Consider the following 22595-nt stretch of genomic DNA (forward strand, 5'->3'; position numbering starts at 1 on the left):
ATCCGAAGACGGCCGCGCCCTTCGCGCATTTGATCGGGAATCAGCCCGCGAACAGGTTGGTCGGCAGCCCGCGCACGCCGCACTCTACCTCGAAGAAGCCGCCATCATAGGCGGTCGGATCGACAAGACCCACCGTCGCCGAACTCACGAACATGCGATCGAGGTCCGGTCCGGCGAAGCAGATATTCGTCACCTGCCGGGCCGGCATCGCGATCGCGCGGTCCAGCCGGCCTTCGGGGGTGAAGCGGCTGATCCGGCTCCCGCCCCAGTGGGCGACCCAGATATGCCCCTCCGCATCCACGGTCATGCCGTCGGGATAGCCATCCTCCTCGCCGAACCGGATGAAAGGTTCCCGATCGGTCGCGCCATCCTCGGTCCGGCGGAATCGATACATCTGCTTCTTCGCGGTATCGCTATGATAGAGCCACTGGCCGCAGGGCGAGAAGGCCGGGCCGTTGGGCACCCGATAGCCGCTGTCGATGACGCGCCAGCTGCGATCGGGCGCGAGACGGTAGAGCGCGCCGCGATCATGTTCCTCGGCCATATCCATCGTGCCGCACCAGATATGCCCCTGCGCGTCCGCCTTGCCGTCGTTCATGCGGCTGCCGGGAAAATGCGGTTCGGGATCGCCGAAGGGCGTGATGGTCAGCGGATCGAGGCTGATCTCGGCGAAGCCGCTCTGGAAGCCGCCGACAAAGCCGCCGATCGCCCGTTCTGCCACCCAGCCCAGCGGCTCGGGCATCGCCCAGCGCTCGATCGCCCCGCTTTCCAGCGACAGCCGGTTGAGCGCGGGGGCGAGAATATCGACCCAATAGACGGCATTGTCACGCGCGGACCATAGCGTGCCCTCGCCCAGACTGTCCGCGACATCGCGATCGATCAGGCGCCACGCCGCCATCAGCGCTTCACCGACAGGCGATAGACCATCGCGTGATGATAGGGCTTGCCCGGATCGACGCGCGCGGACAGGAAATTGGCCTTGTTGGGGGAATCCGGGAATTTCTGCGGTTCCAGCGCAATGCCGTCGCCCATGCGGTAGAGATGCCCGCCCTTGCCGACCAGCGTCCCATCCAGGAAATTGCCCGCATAGAATTGCACGCCCGGCTCGGTCGTCAGCACCTCCAGCACGCGGCCCGACACCGGGTCTTCCAGCCTGGCGGCCAGTTCCGGCACCTTGGTCGCGCCCTTGTCCAGCGCCCAATTATGGTCATAGCCGCGCCCGGCGACGATCTGCGGGTCGCGCCCGTCGCGGATGCCGTCCGCCACGCGACGCGGCGAACGGAAATCGAACACGCCCCCCTCGACCAGCTTGAGTTCCCCGGTCGGGATCAGGTTGGCGTCCACCGGCGTATAGGCCTTGGCCGGGATCGTCAGCAAATGGCCGAGCGCGCCATCGGGCGACCCCTCACCTGCCAGGTTGAAGATCGCATGGTTGGTCATGTTGACGATGGTCGGCTTGTCGGTCTTCGCGTCGAAAGCGATGCCCAGGTTGCCGGCCTCGTCCAGCGTGTAGGTGACGGTCACGTCCAGCTTGCCGGGATAGCCCGAATCGCCATCCGGGCTGCTCAGCGCCAGCACGGCGATCGCGGTCGGCCCGCTCTTGATCGACACGATCTTCCAGACCTTCTTGTCGAAACCCTTGCCACCGCCGTGCAGCGAATTGACCTTGTCGTTGACCGGCAACTGATAGCGCTTGCCGTCCAGCGTGAACGCGCCGCCCGCGATGCGGTTGGCGTATCGGCCCACGGTCACGCCGAAATAATTGGGATGGTCGACATAGCCGGCCAGGTCGTCATAGCCGAGCAGCACATCGGCTTGCCTGCCGTCCTTGCCGGGGCCGGACAGCGACTGGAGCGTCGCGCCATAGGTCAGGATCTTCGCCGACACGCCCGCGCCGTTGCTGAGCGTGATCGTCTCCACCGCCGCGCCATCGGCAGTACCGGCGGGCGCGCGGCTAGCCTCGGCGGCCATTGCGGTCCCGCTTGCGAGGACCGCGCCCGACATCGCCGTCCCGCTTGCGAGGGTGAGGGCCAATGCGTATGACAACGCTGTTTTCAAATCGACGACCTTTCGCATGGACTTCCTCCCGATGACGCGCGCCCATTGACGGGCGGTTTCGGGGGATATACTCCGACAAATTCTGCGGGCGCAACCCTTGATGGGCGTCCGCCGCTGGAACTGCACTGGAGAAGGATGAATGGCAGGACCGATCTCGTCAGGCGCTGCGCCCGTCGCAACGCATAATCCCGGCACGCGCTACGGCCCCGCCCTAGCACTGCTCGCCAGCCTCTTCTTCATGTGGGGCTTCATCACGGTCATCAACAACACGCTGCTGCCGCATCTGCGCAGCGTGTTCGAACTGAGCTACACCCAGACGACGCTGATCGAATCGGTCTGGTTCATCGCCTATTTCTTCGCATCCATCCCATCGGCCAAGCTGATCGAGCGGGTCGGCTACCAGAAGTCGATGGTGATCGGCCTGCTCGTCATGGCGGCGGGCGCGCTGGGCATGACCGTCGCGGCGTCCATCCCCTCCTATGGCGTGACCCTTGTCATGCTGTTCGTGATCGCCAGCGGCATCACCCTGCTCCAGGTCGCGGCCAATCCCTATGTCGCGGTCGTCGGCAAGCCCGAAACCGCCTCGTCGCGCCTCAATCTGGTGCAGGCGATGAACTCGGCCGGCACCATGCTGGCCCCCATGTTCGGCGCCTATCTGATCCTCGGCCGGTCGAAGGGCGGCACCGCGCAGGGCGAAGTCGTCCTGACGCAGGCCGAACGTCTGGCCGACGCCCAGTCGGTGATCCTGCCCTATGTGCTGGTCGCCATCGTTCTGGCGGTTCTGGCGGTCGTCATCGCGCGCTTCCCGCTGCCCGCCATGGGCGCGGCCACGCAGCGCCACAACAAGGAAGAGCGCAAGAAATATTCGCTCTGGGCACATCGCAACCTGGTGTTCGGCATCCCCGCGATCTTCATCTACCTGATCGCGGAAATCGGCGTCGCCAACCTGTTCATCAACTTCGTCAGCCAGCCGCAAATCGCCAACCTGACGCATGAACAGGCGGGCAATTACCTGACCCTGTTGTGGGGCGGCATGATGGTCGGCCGCTTCGCCGGATCGGCGATCATGCAAAAGTTCGACGCGGGGCATGTCCTCGCCGCCTTCTCGATCGGCGCCTTCATCGTCATGCTGGCCACGGTCTTCACCACCGGCCCGGTCGCCATGTGGTCGCTGATCCTGGTCGGCCTGTTCCATTCGATCATGTTCCCGACCATCTTCACCCTGGGCATCAAGGGCCTCGGGCCGCTGACCGAGGAAGGATCGGGCCTGCTCATAATGGCGATCGCCGGCGGCGCGCTGGTGGTGGTGCAGGGCTGGCTGGCGGACCATTATGGCCTCCAGACCAGCTTCCTGCTGACCGCCGTCTGCGAACTCTACATCCTCTTCTATGCGCTCTGGGGGTCGAAGACGACCAACGCCCTGCCGGACCAGCAGATCGCGGAATAAGCCGAGGGTCGCACTTCGGACGGCAAAAGGGCCGGAGCGGGGATGTCCGCTCCGGCCCTTTTTCAATGCAAAAACCCTGCCCGTGCTGGAAGGGCCTCAGCGCGCCATCGCGCTCGCCGTATCCTCCAGCGCCAGGTCGACCAGCACGCCCATCGCCTCCGCCGCGGCCTGCGGATCGCCCGCCGCGATCGCGTCATAGACACGGACATGGTCGGGGATCGGGTTGCGCGGCAGGGCGCGGGCGCGCTGCTTGAACTGGGTGGTCCAGTTGACCGCCGCGCCGATGCTGGCGGTCAGCACCAGCAGCGCGTCGTTGCGGGTCGCGTTCAGGATCGCATTGTGGAAATCCCGGTCCGCCGCCCGCCCGGCCTCCGTCGCCAGCGTATGGCGGCGCATGGCGGCGAGCGCATCCTTCATGATCTTGAGGTCGTCCTTGTCGCGCCGTTGCGCCGCCAGCCGCGCCGCGGCCGGTTCGACGATGGCCCGCAGCTCGAACAGGTCGCGCACGAACTGGATGTCCGGCTCCCCGGCAAAGGCCCAGGCCAGCACATCGGGATCGAGCAGGTTCCAGCGGGTACGGGGCAGCACGCGCGTACCTGCCTTGGGCCGGCTCTCGACCAGCCCCTTGGCAGTCAGCACCTGGATGGCCTCGCGATAGGCGCTGCGCGACACCTCCAGTTCCTCGGCAAAGGCGACTTCGCCCGACAGCGTGTCGCCCGGTTGATATTGCCCCGACAAGATCGCAGTGCCCAACTTGTGCGCGATGGCGCCGTGCAGCCGTCGCCCCGGTCCCCGCGCCGCCCGATCCTTGCCGTCCTTTTCCGTCTCATCCCTGTGCAAAGACGGATTTTCCTTCACCATTCGGCTTCCTCCCACCTCCATCCACTGAGGCACAGACCAGCCTAGAATACAATCATTGCCTTTACCATCGCCGTGTAATATGTCGGAGTAATTCGGAGATTCACCGCTGCGCCAGCCCTTCGCCGGCGCAGCGCTTCGCTTATTGTCGAGCAGCGCCAAAGGTCGGCGTGCGGGAGGAGAGTTTTCATGACATTGCGTCTGTTGCAGCATCGTTCGGACTCTGGCGAACGGGCGGTCATCGCCGCGCAGGGCGACGCCGCCCATTTCGTTCCGGGCTTTGCGACCATCCGCGCGCTGGCGCTGCACGCGATCGCGCAGGGGATCAGCCTCGCCGCCGCCGTCGAAGCCGCCGGCCAGGGCGAGACCGTGGACATTGCCGCCGAATATGACGCCAATCGCCTGCTCGCCCCGATCGACCATGAAGACGGCGCCCATGTCCAGCTGACCGGCACCGGCCTCACCCATCTGGGTTCCGCCGAAGGCCGCGACAAGATGCACCGCGAAGCCGCCGCCGCCGAAAAACAGACCGACTCGATGCGTATGTTCCTGGAAGGGCTGGAAGGCGGCAAGCCCGCAGCTGGCCAGGTCGGCCAGCAGCCCGAATGGTTCTACAAGGGCGACGGGTCGCAGCTTGTCGGCCCGACCGACCCGCTCGTCATGCCCGCCTTCGCCCAGGATGGCGGCGAGGAACCCGAACTGGCCGGCATCTACCTGATCGGCGAGGACGGCACGCCTTATCGCCTTGGCCTCGCGCTCGCCAACGAGTTCAGCGACCATGTCACCGAACGGCACAATTATCTCTGGCTCGCCCACTCCAAGCTGCGTCAGGCCGCGCTCGGCCCGGAACTGCTGGTCGGCGAACCGCCCGAACATATTGAGGGTGCCAGCCGCATCCTGCGCGACGGCGAAGTGATCTGGGAAAAGCCCTTCCTGTCGGGCGAGGGCAATATGTCGCACAGCTTCGCGAACCTGGAACATCATCATTTCAAATATGACCTGTTCCGCCGCCCCGGCGACGTCCATGTCCACTTCTTCGGCACCGCGACCCTGTCGTTCAGCGACGGCGTTCAGACGCAGGAAGGCGACGTCTTCGAAATCATCGCCGCGCCCTTCACCCTGCCGGTGCGCAACCCGCTCAAGCGCGCTGCATCTGTCCAGGTCGCTGTCAAGACGCTCTGACATCCATGGACCCGATCCGGATCGCGATCGTCGGCATCGGCAAGATCGCGCGCGACCAGCATGTCCCGGCGATCCGGGGCAACAGCGCCTTCAGCCTGGCGGCCACCGTGAGCCCGCATGATGCGGGCCTCGACGGCGTGCCGCACCATGCCAGCCTGGACGCGCTGCTTGCCGAAGGGCCGGCGGTGGATGCCATCGCGCTCTGCACGCCGCCCCAGGTCCGCTATGATCTCGCGGCTCAGGCGCTGGCAAAGGGCATCCACCTCTTCCTGGAAAAGCCGCCGGGCGCGACCCTGGCGGAAGTGGAAGCGCTGAAAAACCAGGCCGACAAGGTCGGCGTCAGCCTGTTCGCCGCTTGGCACAGCCGCTTCGCCGCCGGCGTCGCCCCGGCCCGCGCCTGGCTTGCCGAGCGGCGGATCGACAAGGTGTCGATCGTCTGGCGGGAGGATGTCCGCGTCTGGCATCCCGGCCAGGCCTGGATCTGGCAACCCGGCGGCCTTGGCGTGTTCGATCCCGGCATCAACGCGCTGTCGATCGTGACCCATATCCTGCCACGCCCCTTCTTCCTGAAGGACGCCACGCTGACGCTCCCGCAGAACCGAGCCGCGCCGATCGCCGCCGACCTGCTGTTCCGCGACACGGCCGGCGCGCCGATCCACATGGACCTCGACTGGCGCCAGACCGGCCCGCAAAGCTGGGACATCATCGTCGAAACCGACGCCGGCACGCTGAAGCTCGCCCAGGGGGGCGCCGTGCTGCATGTGCCGAGCGGCACGGAACATGGCGAGGACGTCGAATATGCGGGATTGTACGCCCGTTTCGCCACGCTGATCCGGGGCGGCCGGTCGGACGTCGACACCGCCCCGCTGCGACTGGTGGCCGATGCCTTCCTGCGCGGCACGCGCCAGACCACAGACCCCTTTCACGACTGATTATCCACAGGCTTGTTCACAATCTTATTCACAATTTCATCCACAGGGAGAGGACGGACATGATCAAGACCCTGCGCCGCACCACCGTTGCGCTGCTGCTCTGCGCGAGCGCACTGGCCGGGCAGCCGGCCAATGCCGACACCGACGGCAAGCCGACCACCGCCACCATCGACGCCGACCAGCCCGGCGCCGTCTATGACAAGGCGATCTTCACCCAGTTCGCCGAGCATCTGGGCACGGGCATCTATGGCGGCCTCTATGTCGGCAACGACAAGTCGATCCCCAACACCAACGGCTTCCGCAACGACGTGATCTCCGCGCTGCGGAACCTGTCGGTGCCGGTCATCCGCTGGCCGGGCGGCTGCTTCGCCGACGAATATCACTGGCGCGAGGGCATCGGCCCGAAGAAGGACCGCCCGGTCAAGATCAACACCCATTGGGGCGGCGTGACCGAACCCAACAGCGTGGGCACCCATGAATTTTTCGAGCTGATCCGTCAGGTCGGCGCCCAGGCCTATGTCGCCGGCAATGTCGGCAACGGCACGCCGCAGGAAATGGCCGAATGGGTCGAATATATGACCGCGCCCGCCGGCACCCTCGCCGACCTGCGTGCGAAAAATGGCCACAAGGAACCCTGGGCCGTCCCCTATTTCGGCGTCGGCAACGAATTGTGGGGCTGCGGCGGCAACATGCGGCCGGAATTTGCCGCGGATGAAACGCGTCGCTACGCCACTTTCGTCAAGGCGCCCGCCGGCACCAGGATCATGAAGATCGCCGCCGGTGCGAATGTCGACGACTATAACTGGACCGAAACGATGATGCGGGTCGCGGGCGACAAGCTCGACGGTCTTTCGCTCCATTATTATACCCTGCCCCAGGGCGGCTGGCCGCCCAAGGCCGACCCGGTCAATTTCGACGAGACGCTGTGGGCCGACACCCTGGCCAAGGCCGTCCATATGGATGAGCTGATCACCAAGCACAGCGCGATCATGGACAAGTACGACCCCAAGAAGCGGGTCTTCCTGGCCGTCGACGAATGGGGCACCTGGTACGCCCAGGATCCGGGCACCCATCCGGGCTTCCTGCGCCAGCAGAACACGCTGCGCGACGCGCTGGTCGCGTCGGTCCATCTCGACATCTTCGCCAAACATGCCGACCGCGTCCGCATGACCGCGATCGCGCAGATGGTGAACGTGCTTCAGGCGATGATCCTGACCGAAGGCAAGAAGATGGTGCTGACGCCCACCTATCATGTGTTCGAGATGTACAAGCCCTGGCAGGATGCAACGGTGCTGCCGATCGAACTCAAGACGCCCTGGTACAACAAGGACGAGTTCACCATGCCGGCGGTCAGCGGATCGGCGGTCAGGGCCAGGGACGGCAAGGTCCATGTCGGCCTGTCGAACCTCGACCCGAACCAGTCCAACACCGTCACGGTGAAGCTGGACGGCCTCAACGCCGCCACCGTGACCGGCCGGGTGCTGACGGCACCGGCGATCAATTCGCACAACAGGTTCGACGCGCCCGAAACCGTCAAGCCCGCCGCCTTCACCGGCGCGCAGATCAGCGGCGGCACGCTGACCGTGACGCTCCCGGCCAAGTCGGTGGTCGTGCTCGAACTGCAATAAGGCTTTTCGCCGACTGGGCGGGCGGTCCTTGCGGGCCGCCCGCCCTTTTTTTCATCGATCTGACCGGGGAGAGGACCGCATGGCGCGGCAGACCATCACGACGATACTGGGCCTTGCCCTGCTTGCAGCCACCGGCGCCGCCTGCGCCCGCCAGCCGGCCACCCCTGCTCCGGCCGCTGCGACGCTCAACGATCGCCTGACCGGCGACCTCGTCCCCACCCACGATCCGGTCATCGCGCGCGAAGGCGATGTCTACCATGTCTTCAGCACCGGCCATGGCGACCGGCTGATCGAAACGCGCACATCGACGGATCTGGTCACATGGACCGCGGGCAGTCCCGTCTTCACCGCCCTGCCCGACTGGGCGAAGCAGGCCATCCCCGGCAGCAACGGCATGTGGGCGCCCGACATCAGCTTCGTGAACGGCCGCTACCGGCTTTATTATTCGGTCTCGACCTTCGGCTCGAACCGCTCGGCGATCGGCCTCGCCACCAGCCCGACCCTGGACCCCGGGGCGAAAAACTACGGCTGGCGCGACGAAGGCCTGGTCGTCATGTCGACCAGGGACGACGACTATAACGCCATCGACCCCAATTTCATCATCGATCGCGAAGGGCGCCACTGGCTCTCGCTCGGCAGTTTCTGGACCGGCATCAAGCTGTTCGAACTGGACCCGAAGACCGGCAAGCCCAAAGACCCGAAGGCCAAGCCCCTATCCATCGCCCGTCGCCCCGCTCCGGCCGGCGGCCCGGCTCCGGTCGAGGCGCCCTTCATCGTCGAGCATGGCGGCTATTATTGGCTGATGGTCAGTTACGACTATTGCTGCAAGGGCGTGAACAGCACCTATTATACTGTCATGGGCCGGTCGAAGGAGATCACCGGCCCCTATCTGGGCAAGGACGGCAGCCCGCTGATGGAGGGCGGCGGTACCATCTTCCTGCGCGCCGACCTTCAGGAACAGCAGCGCTTCCGGGGACCCGGCCACGCCGGCTGGCTGCATGACAAGGGCGGCAAGGCCAAGGAAGACCGGGACTATGTCGTCTATCATGCCTATGACCGCCAGGCGAACGGCGCCCCAACCCTGCGCATCGCGCCGGTGCGCTGGGGGGCTGACGGCTGGCCCGTCGCCGATTATTGATCCATTAGTCCGACAATCTCCAGGAGAGACGCCCGATGCCCTTCGCCCTTTCGCGCCGCAGCTTCATCGGCAGCGCTGCCGCCCTGTCGGCTGCGCCCACAATCGCCGGCGCTGCTTCGGACGCCATGGTTGCGCCCGTCCCCGCCAACCCGCTGGTCCGGCAGCGCGCCGACGCGCAGGTCTTCCGCCACGATGACGGCTTCTGCTATCTGACCGGCTCGGTCCCCGAATATGACCGGCTCGTGCTGCGCCGGTCGAAGACGATCGCCGGCCTCGCCACGGCCGAAGAAACGGTGCTGTGGCGCCATGAAAAGACCGGACCCCGCTCCGGCTTCATCTGGGCGCCGGAGCTGCACTGGATCGACGGCCGGTGGATCATGTATTTCGCCGCCGGTCCCAGCGGTGGCGGCGATGATGTGTTCCGCATCCGCACCTATGCGGTCGTTTGCGACGGCGCCGATCCCATGGCGGGCAAATGGAGCCTGCTGGGCGAATTCCAGACGCCCTGGGACAGCTTCAACCTGGATTCGACCAGCTTCGTCCACAAGGGTGTGCGCTATTTCGCCTGGGCGCAGCGCGAACCGGGCATAGAGACGAACAGCAACCTCTACATCGCCCCGCTCAAGACTCCGCTGACGCTCGCCGCCAGGCCGACGCGCCTCACCATTCCCACGCTGGACTGGGAAGTGCGCGGGTACAAGGTCAACGAAGCGCCCGCCGTGCTGCACCGCAATGGCCGCCTGTTCATGACCTATTCGGCCAGCGCCACCGACGCCCGCTACTGCCTGGGCCTGCTGACGGCGGACGAGAACGCGGACCTGATGGATGCCCGGAGCTGGACCAAGTCGCCCCAGCCGGTCTTCGTCACCAACACGCAGACCAGCGTCTACGGTCCCGGCCACAACAGCTTCACCGTGGACGAACAGGGCCGCGACATCCTCGTCTATCATGGCCGCGACTATGAAGCGATCCAGGGTGACCCGCTGTTCAACCCGGACCGCCATACCCGCGTCCAGCGCCTCTACTATACCGCCGACGGCACCCCCGATTTCGGCGTGCCGGTGGGCAACGGCCCGCTGCCCGAACGCTTCATCTCGGCCGCCAGCCCGCAGGCGCTGCTGGCGCATGACGCTATGCGGCTGATCGGCGGCAATCCCTCGCTGGCCCAGACCCAGTTCCGCCAGACGCCGGGCCGCGCCGGCAAGGCAAGCGTCATGCTCTCCCCCATCCTCCTGCCCGGCCATTATCTGGTGGCCGGCAAGGATGGCTCGGTCACGATCCAGAAGGACCAGAACAGCGCCGACTTCGCGCTGCGCAGCCAGTTCGTCCGGCTGGAGGACAAGGCGAGCGGCCTGCTTCGCTTTGCCGCCATTTCCGCGCCCGGCAAGGCGCTGGGCCTTGCGGACGGAGAGATTCGCCTGGTGCGCAGCCGCGACGCCACTGCATATTGGCGCGCCGACTGATCCCATCCAAGTCCGACAAAATATCAATGCCATGGGGGCCGTTCGCTATCGGGCGAGCGGCCCCTTGCGCATGGAAACGCGACCATCGCCCTTAGGGAAACCAAGGCTTTCCCGACATGCAGCATAAATGTCACTCGCGTCCCAATTCATGGGACCATAGCACCATTTTCCGCTTGCGATTCATTTGTCGGAGCAATAATTAGTCCGAGTAATTCACGCATGGCGTATGCGCCAGCTCCAGGGGAGGATATCCAAATGGCATTCAAGCCGATCGCACTCGGTTCCGCTTCCATGTTCGCGCTGATGCTCGCGGGCGCCGCCCAGGCGCAGACCGCGCCCGCCGCAGCGCCGCAGGCTGAAGAAGAGGCAGCCGACATCGTCGTCACCGGCGTCCGCGCCTCGATCGTTGGCGCCATCAACGTCCGCAAGGAAGCTGTCCAGATCGTCGACTCGATCGTGGCCGAAGACGTCGGCAAACTGCCCGACAACAATGTCATCGAAGCGCTCCAGCGCGTCACCGGCATCCAGGTCACGAACCGCACCGGCGGCGAAGCGGCGGCGATCTCGATCCGCGGCCTGCCCGACGCGCTGACCACGCTCAATGGCCGCAACATCTTCACCGCCTCAGGCCAGGCTTTCGCGCTTCAGGATCTCTCGGCCAACCTCATCCGCCAGGTCGATGTCTACAAGACCCGCGCCGCCGACCAGATCGAAACCGGCCTCGCCGGCCAGATCGACGTCAAGACCCGCCGCCCCTTCGACTTTGACGGGTTTGCCATCTCGGCGCTGGCGCGCGGCATCTACAACGAGGAGGCCGACACCTATAATCCCAACGCCGCGCTGCTGGTCAGCAACCGCTGGGAAACCGGCATCGGCGACATCGGCATCCTCATCAACGGCAGCTACACCCGCACCAAGTTCCGCGACATGACCACGACGGCGGGCGCGATGGTACCGTTCGCCACCGAAAATCCGCCTGCGGGATCGGGCTTCACCCCGCTCCAGCGCATCTTCTCCGGCTGGCAGCCTGGCCAGGAGCGCGGCCTTCCGACCGCGGCCGGTTCGACGCTGAACATCAACGGCGTCGACGTGCCCTATTATCTTTCGCGCGATGCGATCTTCAGCTCCGATCTCTACGGCAAGCGCGAACGCCCGGCGTTCAATGTCGCGGTCCAGTGGGCGCCCAACGACAGTTCGGAATATACCGCCGAAATGTTCTACAACGGGTTCAAGGGCAGCACCTTCAACAGCCTTCAGTTCAGCTTCGCCGACTGGTGGGGCAGCCTCGGCCCGAACCCCGGTTCGACCTTCGAGCTGTATGACGGCACCAACATCATAAAGTCGCGCCGCGCTGGCGACGTGTTCGGCTTCAACAGCGGCGACTTCAGCACCAACAAGACCGACTCCTACGTCTATGCGCTGAACGGCAAGTGGAATGTGGGCGAACGCGGCAAGATCGTCGCAGACCTCGCCTATCAGACCAGCACCAACAAGACGTCCTTCATCGCGATGCGCACCACCCGCGTCGCCAAGTCGATCGACGTCGATTTCAACGCCGGTGGCGGTATCCCCTCCTATCATTTCGATGATGACGCGCTGCTGGCCGACCCCAGCCAGTGGACCATCGGCGAATTCTACGACAACGCCAACAAGTCGAAGGGCAGCGCGCTGACCTTCATGCTCGACGGCGATTATGAATGGGACGAAGGCTTCATCCGCAAGATCAGCGGCGGCTTCCGTTACGACGATCGCAAGGCCCGCGATTCGGTCCGCACGCAGGACGCGGGCGGCCTGGGCGCGAACCTGTCCACCCTGCCGGCCGACGCCCTGTTCACCAACAGCGGCTTCTATGACGGCCGCGCCGACATTCCCACCAGCTGGGTGCTGGCCAATGGCTATTGGCTGTCCAAGAATGCCGACACCATTCGCCAGCTCTACAAGAATGATCCGCGCTACGCCGACCGCATTCTGCTGTCGGACCAGATGACGATGACCGACGTGTTCGACATCAACGAAGTCACTCTGGCCGCCTATCTTCAGGCCGATGCCGAAGTCTCGATCTTCGGCCGTCCGCTCCAGTTGCAGGCAGGCGTGCGTTTCGTCGCGGTCGACACCAACTTCACCTTCGTCGATCGCTACAGCACTCCGCCGCTGGTGACGCAGGCGGCATCGGGCACGGAGCGCTTCCTGCCCAGCTTCACCGCGCGTTACGATATTTTCGACAATCTGCGCCTGCGCTTCAACTATGGCGAAACGCTGCGCCGCCCCGGCTTCGCCGACCTCAACCCCAACTACACGCTGACCGGCGACCTCACCAATGTCGGCTACGGCACCGGCGGACGCGGCAATCCGGCGCTGCGGCCGACCACGTCCAAGAATTTCGACCTTGCGCTGGAATGGTATTTCGAACGCAGCAGCGCGATCTACGCCACCCTGTTCCGTCGCGAGATCGACGGGCTGGTCGTGCCGATCACGTCGCTGACCACCGTCCCCGGCTCGGGCCTCAACACCAACAGCTTCCTCATCACCCGCCCCGAAAACGCCTCGGACGGCGTGCTCAAGGGCGTGGAGCTGGGCCTGACCTATTTCCCGACTTATCTGCCCGGCCCGCTCAAGGGGCTTGGTTTCCAGGGCAGCCTGACGATCCTGGACTCCAAGCAGAATATCCCGCTGGTCGACATCAACGGCAATGTCACGGGGCAGACGACATCGTCCTTCTTCGGCGTGTCCGACCTCAGCTACAATGCGACGCTGGCCTATGAGCGCGGCCCGATCGGCGCGCGTCTCTCCTATGTCTGGCGCAAGGAATTCCTCGCCAACAACGAAGCGCGCCTGTTCGCCAACCCGATCGGCGTATGGCGCGCGCCGGAAAAGAGCCTGGACTTCCAGCTGACGGCCAAGATCAACGACAGCCTCGGCCTCACCTTCGACGCGGTCAACCTGACCCGATCGAAGATGCAGACCTACTACAAGTTCGAAGATGTCGGCGGCCCGGACAAGTTCAACCTGGGGACCACGCTGCTGGCGCGCACCTTCGCGCTGGGTGTCCGCTACACGTTCAAATGAGTGCCCGATGGGGCGCGGTGTCTCCTCACCGCGTCCCGTCATCATGGCGGCCGCTCCGGGAAATCTCTCCAATTCCCGGAACGGCCGCCATATTTGTTTGCACATGATCGGGAGACCAGGGATGCGCGCGATGAGGATTCTGCTGCTGGCGGGCGCCGCCATGATCGGGATCGGCGCCGCCCCGCCCCCGTCCTCGATGGACATGGACGCCATCGCCGCCCGGCGCTTCGGCAATGACGCGCCCTGGTATCGCGATCGCATCCCCTTCTTCGAGTCCGCCGATCCCCGGATCGACGCCGTCTATTATTATCGCTGGCAGATTTTCCGCGCGCATCAGCGCGACCTCGGCGCCGAAGGCTATATCTCGACCGAATTTCTCGATGATGTCGACTGGCAGCGCCATCCCTATGCCAGCCTCAACGATGCGACCGGCTTTCATCTGGGCGAAGGGCGCTGGCTGAACGATCGGCGCTTCGCCGACGACTACATCAATTTCATGTATGGCGGCGGCAACGACCGCCATTTCACCGATCATATGGCGGATTCGGTCTGGGGCCGCTACCTGGTCGACGGCGACCGTGCCGGGGCGTTGCGGCACCTTGCCGTCATGAACCATATCTACCGGCTGTGGGACGAGAAGTTCGACTTCGACAAGGGGCTGTATTTCGTCGAACCGCTGCTCGACGCGACCGAATATACCGTCTCCTCGATCGACGCCTCGGGCGGGAAGGACGGGTTCCGCGGCGGCGACGCCTTCCGCCCCTCGGTCAACAGCTATATGTTCGCCAATGCCCGCGCCCTGTCCCGCATGGCCGAAATGGCCGGCGACCGCGCGATGGCCGCGGACTATGCCGCCCGCGCCGACGCCCTGCGCAAACGCGTGCTCGACGACCTGTGGAGTGAAAAACTCTCCCATTTCATCGACCGCCACCAGTCGCGGAAGAATCCATTCGTCAGCTATTGGCAACCGATCCGCAACCGCGAGCTGGTCGGCTATCTGCCGTGGATGTTCGATCTGGTCCCGGACGATGCGCGATATGCGCAGGCATGGCGCCATCTGCTCGACCCCGCCTCCTTGGCCGGGGCGGCCGGGATGCGGACGGTCGAGGCCGGCTACGAATATTATATGCGCCAGTACCGCTATCTCGGCGCCGACCCCGAATGCCAGTGGAATGGCCCCGTCTGGCCCTATCAGACGACCCAGGTGCTGCACGGCATGGCCAACCTGCTCGATCATTACCGCCAGCCCGGCCCCGTCACCCGCAGCGCCTATATGCGCCTGCTGCGCCAATATGCCGCGCTCCACTATCAGGGGGACAGGCTGGATCTGGAGGAGGATTATCACCCCGAAACCGGCCGGCCGATCGTCGGCCTCGATCGCAGCCATCATTATTTCCATTCGGGCTTCAACGACCTGATCCTGACCGGCCTTGTCGGCATCCGCCCCCGCGCCGACGATGTGCTGGACGTGAACCCGCTGCTCCCCCAGGCCGGCGACCCCCAGGCGCTCGACTGGTTCCGGGTGCAGCATGTCCCCTATCATGGACATGACATTGCCGTGACCTGGGATGCGGACGGCAGCCATTACCGGCGCGGCAAGGGGCTGTCCGTCGAGGTGGACGGCCGGGAAGTCGCCCGCCGCGACACGCTTGGCCGCATCGAAGTCCCGATCACGCGCGCCGCCGCGCCCGCAATTCACCGACCGATCAACCACGCCGTCCAGCTCGTGCGCGGGCAGTTCCCGATCGGTTCGGCCTCCAGCAACGGCGACGTCGAAAATGTCCATGACGCGATCGACGGGCGCGTCTGGTTCTTCCCCGAACTGCCCAATGGCTGGTCGTCTGCTCCTTCCCCCGCCCGCCAATGGTATGCCATCGATCTCGGCAGACCCGTCGACATCGCCCGCGCCGAACTCACCTTCTTCGCCGACGGCAAGGGCTTTGCCGTGCCGGAAACTTACCGCCTCCAGGCATGGATCGACGGCGACTGGCGCGACGTCGCGACGCCGAAGGGGCGCCCGGTCGCCAACGGCGTCACCGGCCTGCGCTGGTCGGCACGCCGCACCAGCAAGGTCCGCCTGCTCTTCGCCCAGCCCAGCGGCAAGGCGGTCCGCCTGGTCGAATTCAAGCTGTTCGGGGCATAGACAACGGAGGAAGGGCCAAAACCCTCCATCCCGGACCATCCTCTCTGGCCACCGCACGAAAGGAATGATACACCCCGAAATAAGTCAAATGACGCAGATACTCGCCCCTTCCCGTCCCGGCATCTATGCCAAGGGCACCGAAACCGTCGACGCCATCCTCAAGGCGGCGCTGGACGTGCTGATCGACGAGGGGGCGGATGCCTTCACCATCCGCCGCATCGCCGCGCGCTGCGACATGAAGGTGGGCAATGTCAGCTATCATTTTCCGCGCAAGGAAATGCTGATCCAGGTGCTCCTGGACGAGCTGGTCGACAGCTATGGCAAGCTGCTCGAGGAGGTCGTGCGCAAGCCCGGCCTGACTGCCGAGGAACGGCTGAAGCTGGTCATCATCCTGTGCCTCGACGATATCGGCTCGAAGCGGACCACCCATCTGTTCACCGAATTATGGGCGCTGGCCAATCACAACCCCTTCGTCGCCGACCGCGTCCGCGCCTTCTATGAGCGCGTCCATGGCGTGATCGGGGGATATGTCGCCGCTATAAACCCGACGCTCAGCGCGGAGGATGTCCGCACCGTCGCGCTGTTCATCAGCGCGACGATGGAGGGCGCCACACCCTTTCTGGGCCATGGCAAGCCCTGGGCGGACAAGATGCCGGCCTTCACCGCGCTCGCGGTCCAGTCGCTCGTCACCCTCGCCCGCACGGCCACCTCGGCGGACATCGCTGCCCTCGCGCCGGTGCGGGAAACCGAACCGGCCTGAACGACGGGCCGGCCCCGCAACATTTTTTGTTGCTACGTCATTTCTCCCCCTTGACCAAATCTGGACAGCCGTCAAACCTTGTCGCCGACGCAGCAGGCACCAAGGGGGATCAGCCAGCATGTCGACCACCAGTCGCAGGATTTTCGCCGCCACTCTTTCCGCCATGCTGCTGGGCAGCGCCGCCGTGGCGGGGGCGGCGCCCGCCGACACCAGCGTCGCGCTGGAACCCGAAGAATCCGACGTCCTGACCATCGACCCGCCCAAGCCGACCTGGTTTTTCGTCGATGGTGGCTGGGACATGCCGGGCACCAGCATCTTCGACGGCGAAAGCGGCAAGATGAAGGGCATGGTCGAAACCCGGCGCCTCGCCGACATGGCGATCGATCCGGCCGGCAAATATTATTATGTCGCCGAAACTATCTGGTCGAAGGTCGATCGCGGCACGCGGCAGGACATGATTACCGTCTATGACAGCAAGACGCTGAACCTGGTCACCGAAATTGCCCTCCCCGGCCGCATCCTGATCGGATCGCGCAAGAATAATTTCATCGTCAGCGACGATGGCAAGACCGCCTATGTCTACGATTTCAGCCCGACCTCGGGCGTGAACATCGTCGATCTCGCCAGGAAGAAATTTACCGCCTCGATCGAACTGCCCGGCTGCGCCAGCCTCATCCCCAATCCGGGCGTGGGCTTTTCGGCGCTCTGCTCGGACGGCTCGCTCGCTACCGTCGCGGTCAAGGGGACGAAGGGCGACATCACCCACACCGCCCCCTTCTTCGATGCGACCAACGACCCGATCTTCGACAATTTCGCCTATGACCGGAAAACGAAGACCACCACCTTCCTCACCTATACCGGCCAGGTCTTCACCGCCCGGATCGGCGCGACGCCCACCGTCTCGGCGCCCTTTTCGATCCAGGCGGCGGCCGGCATCCGCCCCGGCGAAACCAGGCCGCTCGAACTCAACTGGTATCCCGGCGGCCGCCAGCCGATGGCGCTGCACCGTCCGACCGGTCATCTCTTCGTGCTGATGCACATGGGCGAATACTGGTCGCACAAGGCGTCCGGTGGCGAAATATGGCAGGTCGACGTCGCCGCCAAAAAAGTGGTCAAGCGCTTCGTGCTGAAGGAGCCGATGAACAATATCGAAGTGTCCCAGACCGAAAAGCCGCTCCTCTACCTGAACGGAGAGAAGGGCGAGGCGCTGGTGCTCGACGTCGCCACCGGCGAGGAAAAGCACAAGATCGAGAAAGCGGGCGGCGGTATCATCACCGTCCTGGAGCCGAACTGACCATGGCCGCGCAGGCGCTGGACCTCTTCGGCCTGACCGTCTCGATCGCCGTCGGCCTGCTGTTCCTCGTCGCCGGCGTCGCCCAGTGGCGGCACCGCGCGTTGCTGCCCGGCGTGATCGCCAATTACCGCCTGCTGCCCGTCGCGCTGGTCGGCCCAGCCGCGATCGCGCTGCCCCTGGTGGAAGTGGCGACCGGCGTCGCCCTGCTCATCGGCCTGCACCCCCTGCCGGTGCTGGTCGCCGTGGGGCTGCTGCTGCTGTTCGCCGCCGCGATGGCGATCAACATCGTGCGCGGCCGCGGCCATATCGATTGCGGCTGCGGCCATGGCGCGCTGCGCCACCCGATCGGCTGGCCACTGGTCGCGCGCAACGTCGCGCTCGCGTCGCTGCTGGGCCTGCACCTGCGGCCGGCGTCGCCCTTCGCCGCCATGGATGTCGCCACGGCGCTGGCCGGCGGCGTCGCCATCGCGCTCCTCTGCCTGCTGCTCCAGTCGCTGACCGCGCTTGCAGCCTCTCCCGCGCATCGGAGATAATATGCTCACCTCGCTCATCATCTCCCAGATCATCTCCTGGATCGTCATCCTCGGCCTCGTCGTCGCGCTGCTGGCGCTGGCGCGGCAGGTGGGCGTGCTGCACATCCGCGTCGCCCCCGCCGGCGCGCTCGCCACCAGCGGCGGGCCGTCCGTCGGCACCACCACCGGCCCGATCGCCGCGCGCGACCTCGACGGGAATCCGGTGACGATCGGCGGCCACGCCCATGGCGCGAAGCTGCGCCTGCTGCTCTTCGTCTCAGCGCAATGCCCGCTCTGCAAGGCGGTGATCCCGATGGCGACCAGCTTCGCCAGGGCAGAGCGCGTCGCGCTGAGCTTCATCGGCGATGACGATGCCGACGCGCAGCGGGCGATGATCGCGCAGCACGGTCTGGAAGGCCACCCCTTCATCAACGGCCCCGAAGTCGGCCAGGCCTATCAGGTCGCCAAGCTGCCCTTCGCCGTGCTGCTGGACGAAGAGGGCGCGATCCTGTCCAAGGGGCTGGTCAACAGCCGCGAACATCTGGAGAGCCTGGTCGTCGCCCATGAAATGGGCATCCGCACGGTGCAGGATTATATCGGCAGCCTGAAGGCGCAGGCCGCGTAAGAACAGGATTGGGGGCAAGACAGATGACGAAGTTCAACGCCGACGCCTTGGGGGAAAAGCTGCTGCGCCGGTTCGCGGGCGGCTCCTCGCGCCGATCGATGCTCACGCGCCTGGGGGCCGCGCTGGTCGCCGCCCCCGCCTTCCCGCTGCTCCCCGTCAGCCGCGCCGAAGCCGCCAAGCCCGACCGCTCGCCCGAAGCCAAGACCTTCTTCGCCCGCACGGCGCAGACGAAGGACGACACCAAATGCGACTATTGGCGCTATTGCGCGATCGACGGGGCGCTCTGCACCTGCTGCGGCGGCGGTATCCACAGCTGCCCGCCGGGCTCGGAGCCGTCGCCCGTCTCCTGGGTCGGCACCTGCATCAATCCGGACGACGGCAAGGCCTATCTGATCGCCTATCGCGACTGTTGCGGCAAGCCGGCCTGCGGCCAGTGCGCCTGCGACAATACCGATCGCGAGACGCAGCTTTACATGCCGCAGCTCAACAATGACGTCATCTGGTGCTTCGGCACCAGCAGCATGGATTATCACTGCTCCACTGCGGTGATGGTGGGCGCCGCGAGCTGAGAAGCGATTGGCCGGGCGTTGTCCGCCGTCGGACCGTTTCGGTCGCAATGACGGGTGGAGATGAAAGGGAGCCGGCACGGATAGCGAATATGCCGACCAGGATGCCATCACGCCAACTCGGTCCCCTCCTCTGCGCCGCGCTGCTGCTCGCCGGCGGAACCGCCGCGCTGCGCGCCGCCCTGCCGCCCATGGGTCCGCTCCCTGCCGCCATCACCGATCCGGCGATGGCGCGCGCCGACTATGTCGAACAATGCGCCGGCTGCCATGGCGTCGCGGGCAGCGCGGCCCCCGCCCAGCTGCCTGAACTGCGCGGCCGGGTGGGCTGGTTCCTCTGCACGCCGCAGGCCCGCGCCTATCTCATCCGCCTGCCCAATGTCGCGCACAGCCGGATCAGGGATAATCAGCAGCTGGCCGACATGATGAATTATGTCGTCTTTGGCCTGGGCGGGGCGAGCGCACCGTCGGGCGCAGCCCCCTTCACGGCCGAGGAAGTCGCGCGTGAACGCCGGCAGCCGCTGTCCACCACCGCGCTCAAGGCCGAACGCGCCCGCCACGTCGAAACCGCGATCCGCCACTGCAACGCCCCCACCTCCCTCCGCCTCCTCTATCCGGGCCAGAAGGGATAGGGCAGGGATTGGCGGCAGGTTTGGGTTTGAATGGACTGACAGCCTTACGCTTCCGCCTTGCAACGGCAGATCATGTCCGCTCCTGCTGGGCTTCCCGACCAATCCGAAGGAAGATTTCTACCCCGCAAACCCATCCGTCGCGCGGATCAGCGCATCCAATATGCCCGGCTCATTGTAGGCGTGCCCCGCGCCCTCGATCATCTCGAAGCGCGCCTGCGGCCAGGCGCGATGCAGCGCCCAGGCCGTTTCCGCAGGACAGGCCATGTCGTAGCGGCCCTGCACGATGACGCCGGGAATATCGCGCAGCCGGCCCGCATCGCGGATCAGTTGCCCCTCCTCCAGCCAGCCGCCATGGACGAAATAATGATTTTCGATCCGCGCGAAGGCGAGCGCGAAATCATCCGCATCATGGGTCGCCGACAGCACCGGGTCGGGCAGCAGGCGGATCGTCTCGCCTTCCCACAGGCTCCAGGCGCGGGCTGCGGCCAAGCGCGCCGCGCGATCCTCGCCGGTCAGGACGCGGCGATAGGCCGCGACCATGTCGCCCCACTCCGCTTCGGGGATCGGCGCGACGAACCGCTCCCATTTGTCGGGATAGATGCGGCTGGCGCCCTGCTGATAATACCAGTCGATCTCCTGCCTGCGGATGGTGAAGATGCCGCGCAGCACCAGTTCGGTCACACGCTCCACATGCGTCTGGGCGTAGGCCAGCGCCAGGGTCGATCCCCAGCTGCCGCCGAACACCAGCCATTGCTCCACCCCCGTCATCGCCCGCAGCCGTTCGATGTCGGCGACCAGGTGCCAGGTCGTGTTGGCGTCGAGACAGGCGTGCGGTGTCGATCGGCCGCACCCGCGCTGGTCGAATAGCAGCACGTCATAGCGCGCGGGATCGAACAGCCGGCGATGATCGGGCGCAATGCCCCCGCCCGGCCCGCCATGCAGGAAGACCGCCGGCTTGGCGCCCGGCGTGCCGACCCGTTCCCAATAGAGGCTGTGGCCGTCTCCTACGTCAAGATGACCAGTGGCATAGGGGGTGATCGGCGGATAGAGGCTGTGCATCCCCCGTCCTAACAGGTGGCGGGGCGTAGCGGAATGGGGGCAGGCAGACATGCGATGGATGATGGCGATATGGGGCGCACTGGCGCTGGCGATGGCCGCGCAGGGGGCGAGCGCGAAACCCGCCGCACCCGTGGCGGCCAAGCGGCTGGTGATCGTCGATGATGACATGATCGGCCTCAACGGCGTGCCGCTGCTGCTGCTGCAGAGCCCGGGCGTGGAGGTGCTGGGTATCACCACGACCAGCGGATCGGTCTGGCGCGACACTGCCACCGCCTATGCGCTGCGCACGCTGGAGATACTGGGGCGGACCGACGTGCCGGTGGTGCCGGGCGCAACGCTGCCACTGCTCAACAGCGCAGAGGCGACCAGGCGCTGGGAAGGCCTCTATGGACGGCTGGTCTTCAAGGGGCCGTGGACCGACTATTGGCCGGGCGACACGATCCAGGAGCATCCGGGCGCCGGCGATCCGACCCGCGTGCCCGATCTCCCCATCGGCAATCCGACGACGAAGCCCAGCTCAGAGATCGCCGCTGCCTTCCTGGTGCGGATGGTGAAGGCGCATCCGGGCGAGATCACCCTGTTCGCCACCGGCCCGATGACCAATATCGCGATCGCCCAGAGCCTCGACCCCGGCTTTGCCGCCAATGTGAAGGAAATCGTCTATATGGGCGGCAGCCTGGCGCCGCATCAGCGGTTGCAGGGCGCATCGGCCGAGCAGTTCGCCCGCGAATTCGTCAATTCGCCCCGGCGGGAGTTCAATATCCGCTGGGACCCCGAAGCCGCCAGGATCATGGCCCATGCCCCATGGCGGAAGATCACCATGATCCCGGTCGATCCGTCCACCGGCACGCAATGGACCCGCACCTTTCTCGATAGCCTGAAGCCCGCCGGGACGGTATTGACCGACCTGTTCCAGACCGGCCTCGCGCCCGGCTTTCCCATGTGGGACGAGATCGTCGCCATGGTGTGGTTGAACCCGGAGATCGTGACCAGGGACGAAACCTTGTGGATCGATTTCGAGACCAGCCAGACCGCGGCCTATGGCGATACATTGTCCTGGACGCAGGCCTATCGACCGCATCTGGGCGAACAGGCGCAGCGGGTCATCCTGTCGGTCGACCGCACGAAGATGGAGGGGGCGATGGCACGGCTCTACATGCGCCCCGTCCACGCTTCGACCAACGACAGGAAGCGATCGACCGACGCCGGGGCGGGCCGTTGAACCCCACGCGCGG

Annotated in this window: 19 protein-coding genes; 15 read left to right on the plus strand and 4 right to left on the minus strand. The window is 65.6% G+C overall.

Annotated features, from left to right (window positions below; translation table 11 throughout):
• Positions 1-40 precede the first annotated feature (40 nt).
• Positions 41-898 carry an SMP-30/gluconolactonase/LRE family protein gene (locus tag A7Q26_RS11505; RefSeq protein ID WP_066859543.1) on the minus strand — a complete coding sequence of 286 codons (858 nt, stop codon included), beginning with the start codon at positions 896-898 and terminating at the stop codon, positions 41-43.
• Entirely contained in the window at positions 898-2076 is a 1179-nt protein-coding gene (locus tag A7Q26_RS11510) for an aldose epimerase family protein (protein ID WP_066859544.1), read from the minus strand. Before A7Q26_RS11510 ends, A7Q26_RS11505 begins: the two co-directional genes overlap by 1 nt.
• 121 nt (positions 2077-2197) lie before the next feature.
• On the opposite strand from A7Q26_RS11510, the gene A7Q26_RS11515 reads away from it, so the two are divergent.
• On the plus strand, positions 2198-3505 hold the full coding sequence (locus A7Q26_RS11515) for a sugar MFS transporter (RefSeq protein ID WP_066859545.1): 1308 nt from the start codon (positions 2198-2200) through the stop codon (positions 3503-3505).
• Positions 3506-3601: 96 nt separating this feature from the next.
• Here A7Q26_RS11515 and A7Q26_RS11520 read toward each other — a convergent pair whose 3' ends face one another.
• Entirely contained in the window at positions 3602-4366 is a 765-nt protein-coding gene (locus A7Q26_RS11520; RefSeq protein WP_198162917.1) for a FadR/GntR family transcriptional regulator, read from the minus strand.
• Positions 4367-4552: 186 nt separating this feature from the next.
• Here A7Q26_RS11520 and araD1 point away from each other — a divergent pair, with 186 nt between their 5' ends.
• The 13 genes from araD1 (at position 4553) to A7Q26_RS11585 (ending at position 20301) form a co-directional block, all read left to right on the plus strand.
• On the plus strand, positions 4553-5545 hold the full coding sequence (gene araD1 / locus A7Q26_RS11525) for an AraD1 family protein (protein WP_066859546.1): 993 nt from the start codon (positions 4553-4555) through the stop codon (positions 5543-5545).
• A 5-nt stretch (positions 5546-5550) separates the two neighbouring features.
• Positions 5551-6477, plus strand: coding sequence for a Gfo/Idh/MocA family protein (locus A7Q26_RS11530; protein WP_066859547.1), 927 nt, complete (start codon positions 5551-5553; stop codon positions 6475-6477).
• Between the two features lie 59 nt (positions 6478-6536).
• Positions 6537-8105: an alpha-N-arabinofuranosidase gene (locus A7Q26_RS11535; protein ID WP_066859548.1), complete on the plus strand. Its 1569-nt coding sequence runs from the start codon at positions 6537-6539 to the stop codon at positions 8103-8105.
• Positions 8106-8184: 79 nt separating this feature from the next.
• A complete protein-coding gene (locus A7Q26_RS11540) occupies positions 8185-9243 on the plus strand; it encodes an arabinan endo-1,5-alpha-L-arabinosidase (protein ID WP_066859549.1) in 1059 nt (352 codons plus the stop codon).
• 35 nt (positions 9244-9278) lie between these two features.
• Positions 9279-10706, plus strand: coding sequence for a glycoside hydrolase family 43 protein (locus tag A7Q26_RS11545; RefSeq protein ID WP_066859550.1), 1428 nt, complete (start codon positions 9279-9281; stop codon positions 10704-10706).
• Between the two features lie 255 nt (positions 10707-10961).
• Positions 10962-13772 (plus strand): TonB-dependent receptor, encoded by a 2811-nt coding sequence (locus tag A7Q26_RS11550; RefSeq protein ID WP_066859551.1) that lies wholly within the window; start codon positions 10962-10964, stop codon positions 13770-13772.
• Between the two features lie 130 nt (positions 13773-13902).
• Positions 13903-15915: an MGH1-like glycoside hydrolase domain-containing protein gene (locus A7Q26_RS11555; RefSeq protein WP_232313775.1), complete on the plus strand. Its 2013-nt coding sequence runs from the start codon at positions 13903-13905 to the stop codon at positions 15913-15915.
• Positions 15916-16003: 88 nt separating this feature from the next.
• On the plus strand, positions 16004-16675 hold the full coding sequence (locus A7Q26_RS11560; RefSeq protein ID WP_066859553.1) for a TetR/AcrR family transcriptional regulator: 672 nt from the start codon (positions 16004-16006) through the stop codon (positions 16673-16675).
• A gap of 163 nt (positions 16676-16838) precedes the next feature.
• Entirely contained in the window at positions 16839-17969 is a 1131-nt protein-coding gene (locus A7Q26_RS11565; RefSeq protein WP_157102542.1) for an amine dehydrogenase large subunit, read from the plus strand.
• 2 nt (positions 17970-17971) lie between these two features.
• Positions 17972-18502 (plus strand): MauE/DoxX family redox-associated membrane protein, encoded by a 531-nt coding sequence (locus tag A7Q26_RS11570; protein ID WP_066859555.1) that lies wholly within the window; start codon positions 17972-17974, stop codon positions 18500-18502.
• A 1-nt stretch (position 18503) separates the two neighbouring features.
• Complete coding sequence (locus A7Q26_RS11575; RefSeq protein WP_066859556.1) at positions 18504-19106, plus strand: methylamine utilization protein MauD; 603 nt, start codon at positions 18504-18506, stop codon at positions 19104-19106.
• Between the two features lie 23 nt (positions 19107-19129).
• The gene (locus A7Q26_RS11580) at positions 19130-19675 is read left to right on the plus strand and encodes a methylamine dehydrogenase light chain (protein ID WP_066859557.1); all 546 of its coding nucleotides are present in this window, start codon (positions 19130-19132) and stop codon (positions 19673-19675) included.
• A gap of 89 nt (positions 19676-19764) precedes the next feature.
• Positions 19765-20301, plus strand: a complete 537-nt coding sequence (locus A7Q26_RS11585) for a cytochrome C (protein WP_232313776.1) — start codon at positions 19765-19767, stop codon at positions 20299-20301.
• A 117-nt stretch (positions 20302-20418) separates the two neighbouring features.
• Here the strand turns inward: A7Q26_RS11585 and pip are convergent, their stop codons facing one another.
• Positions 20419-21360 carry a prolyl aminopeptidase gene (pip, locus tag A7Q26_RS11590; protein WP_066859558.1) on the minus strand — a complete coding sequence of 314 codons (942 nt, stop codon included), beginning with the start codon at positions 21358-21360 and terminating at the stop codon, positions 20419-20421.
• A gap of 49 nt (positions 21361-21409) precedes the next feature.
• Here pip and A7Q26_RS11595 point away from each other — a divergent pair, with 49 nt between their 5' ends.
• Complete coding sequence (locus A7Q26_RS11595) at positions 21410-22582, plus strand: nucleoside hydrolase (protein ID WP_066859559.1); 1173 nt, start codon at positions 21410-21412, stop codon at positions 22580-22582.
• The last annotated feature ends 13 nt before the right edge of the window (positions 22583-22595 follow it).

The sequence above is a fragment of the Sphingobium sp. TCM1 genome (assembly GCF_001650725.1).
Taxonomy (GTDB): Bacteria; Pseudomonadota; Alphaproteobacteria; order Sphingomonadales; family Sphingomonadaceae; genus Sphingobium.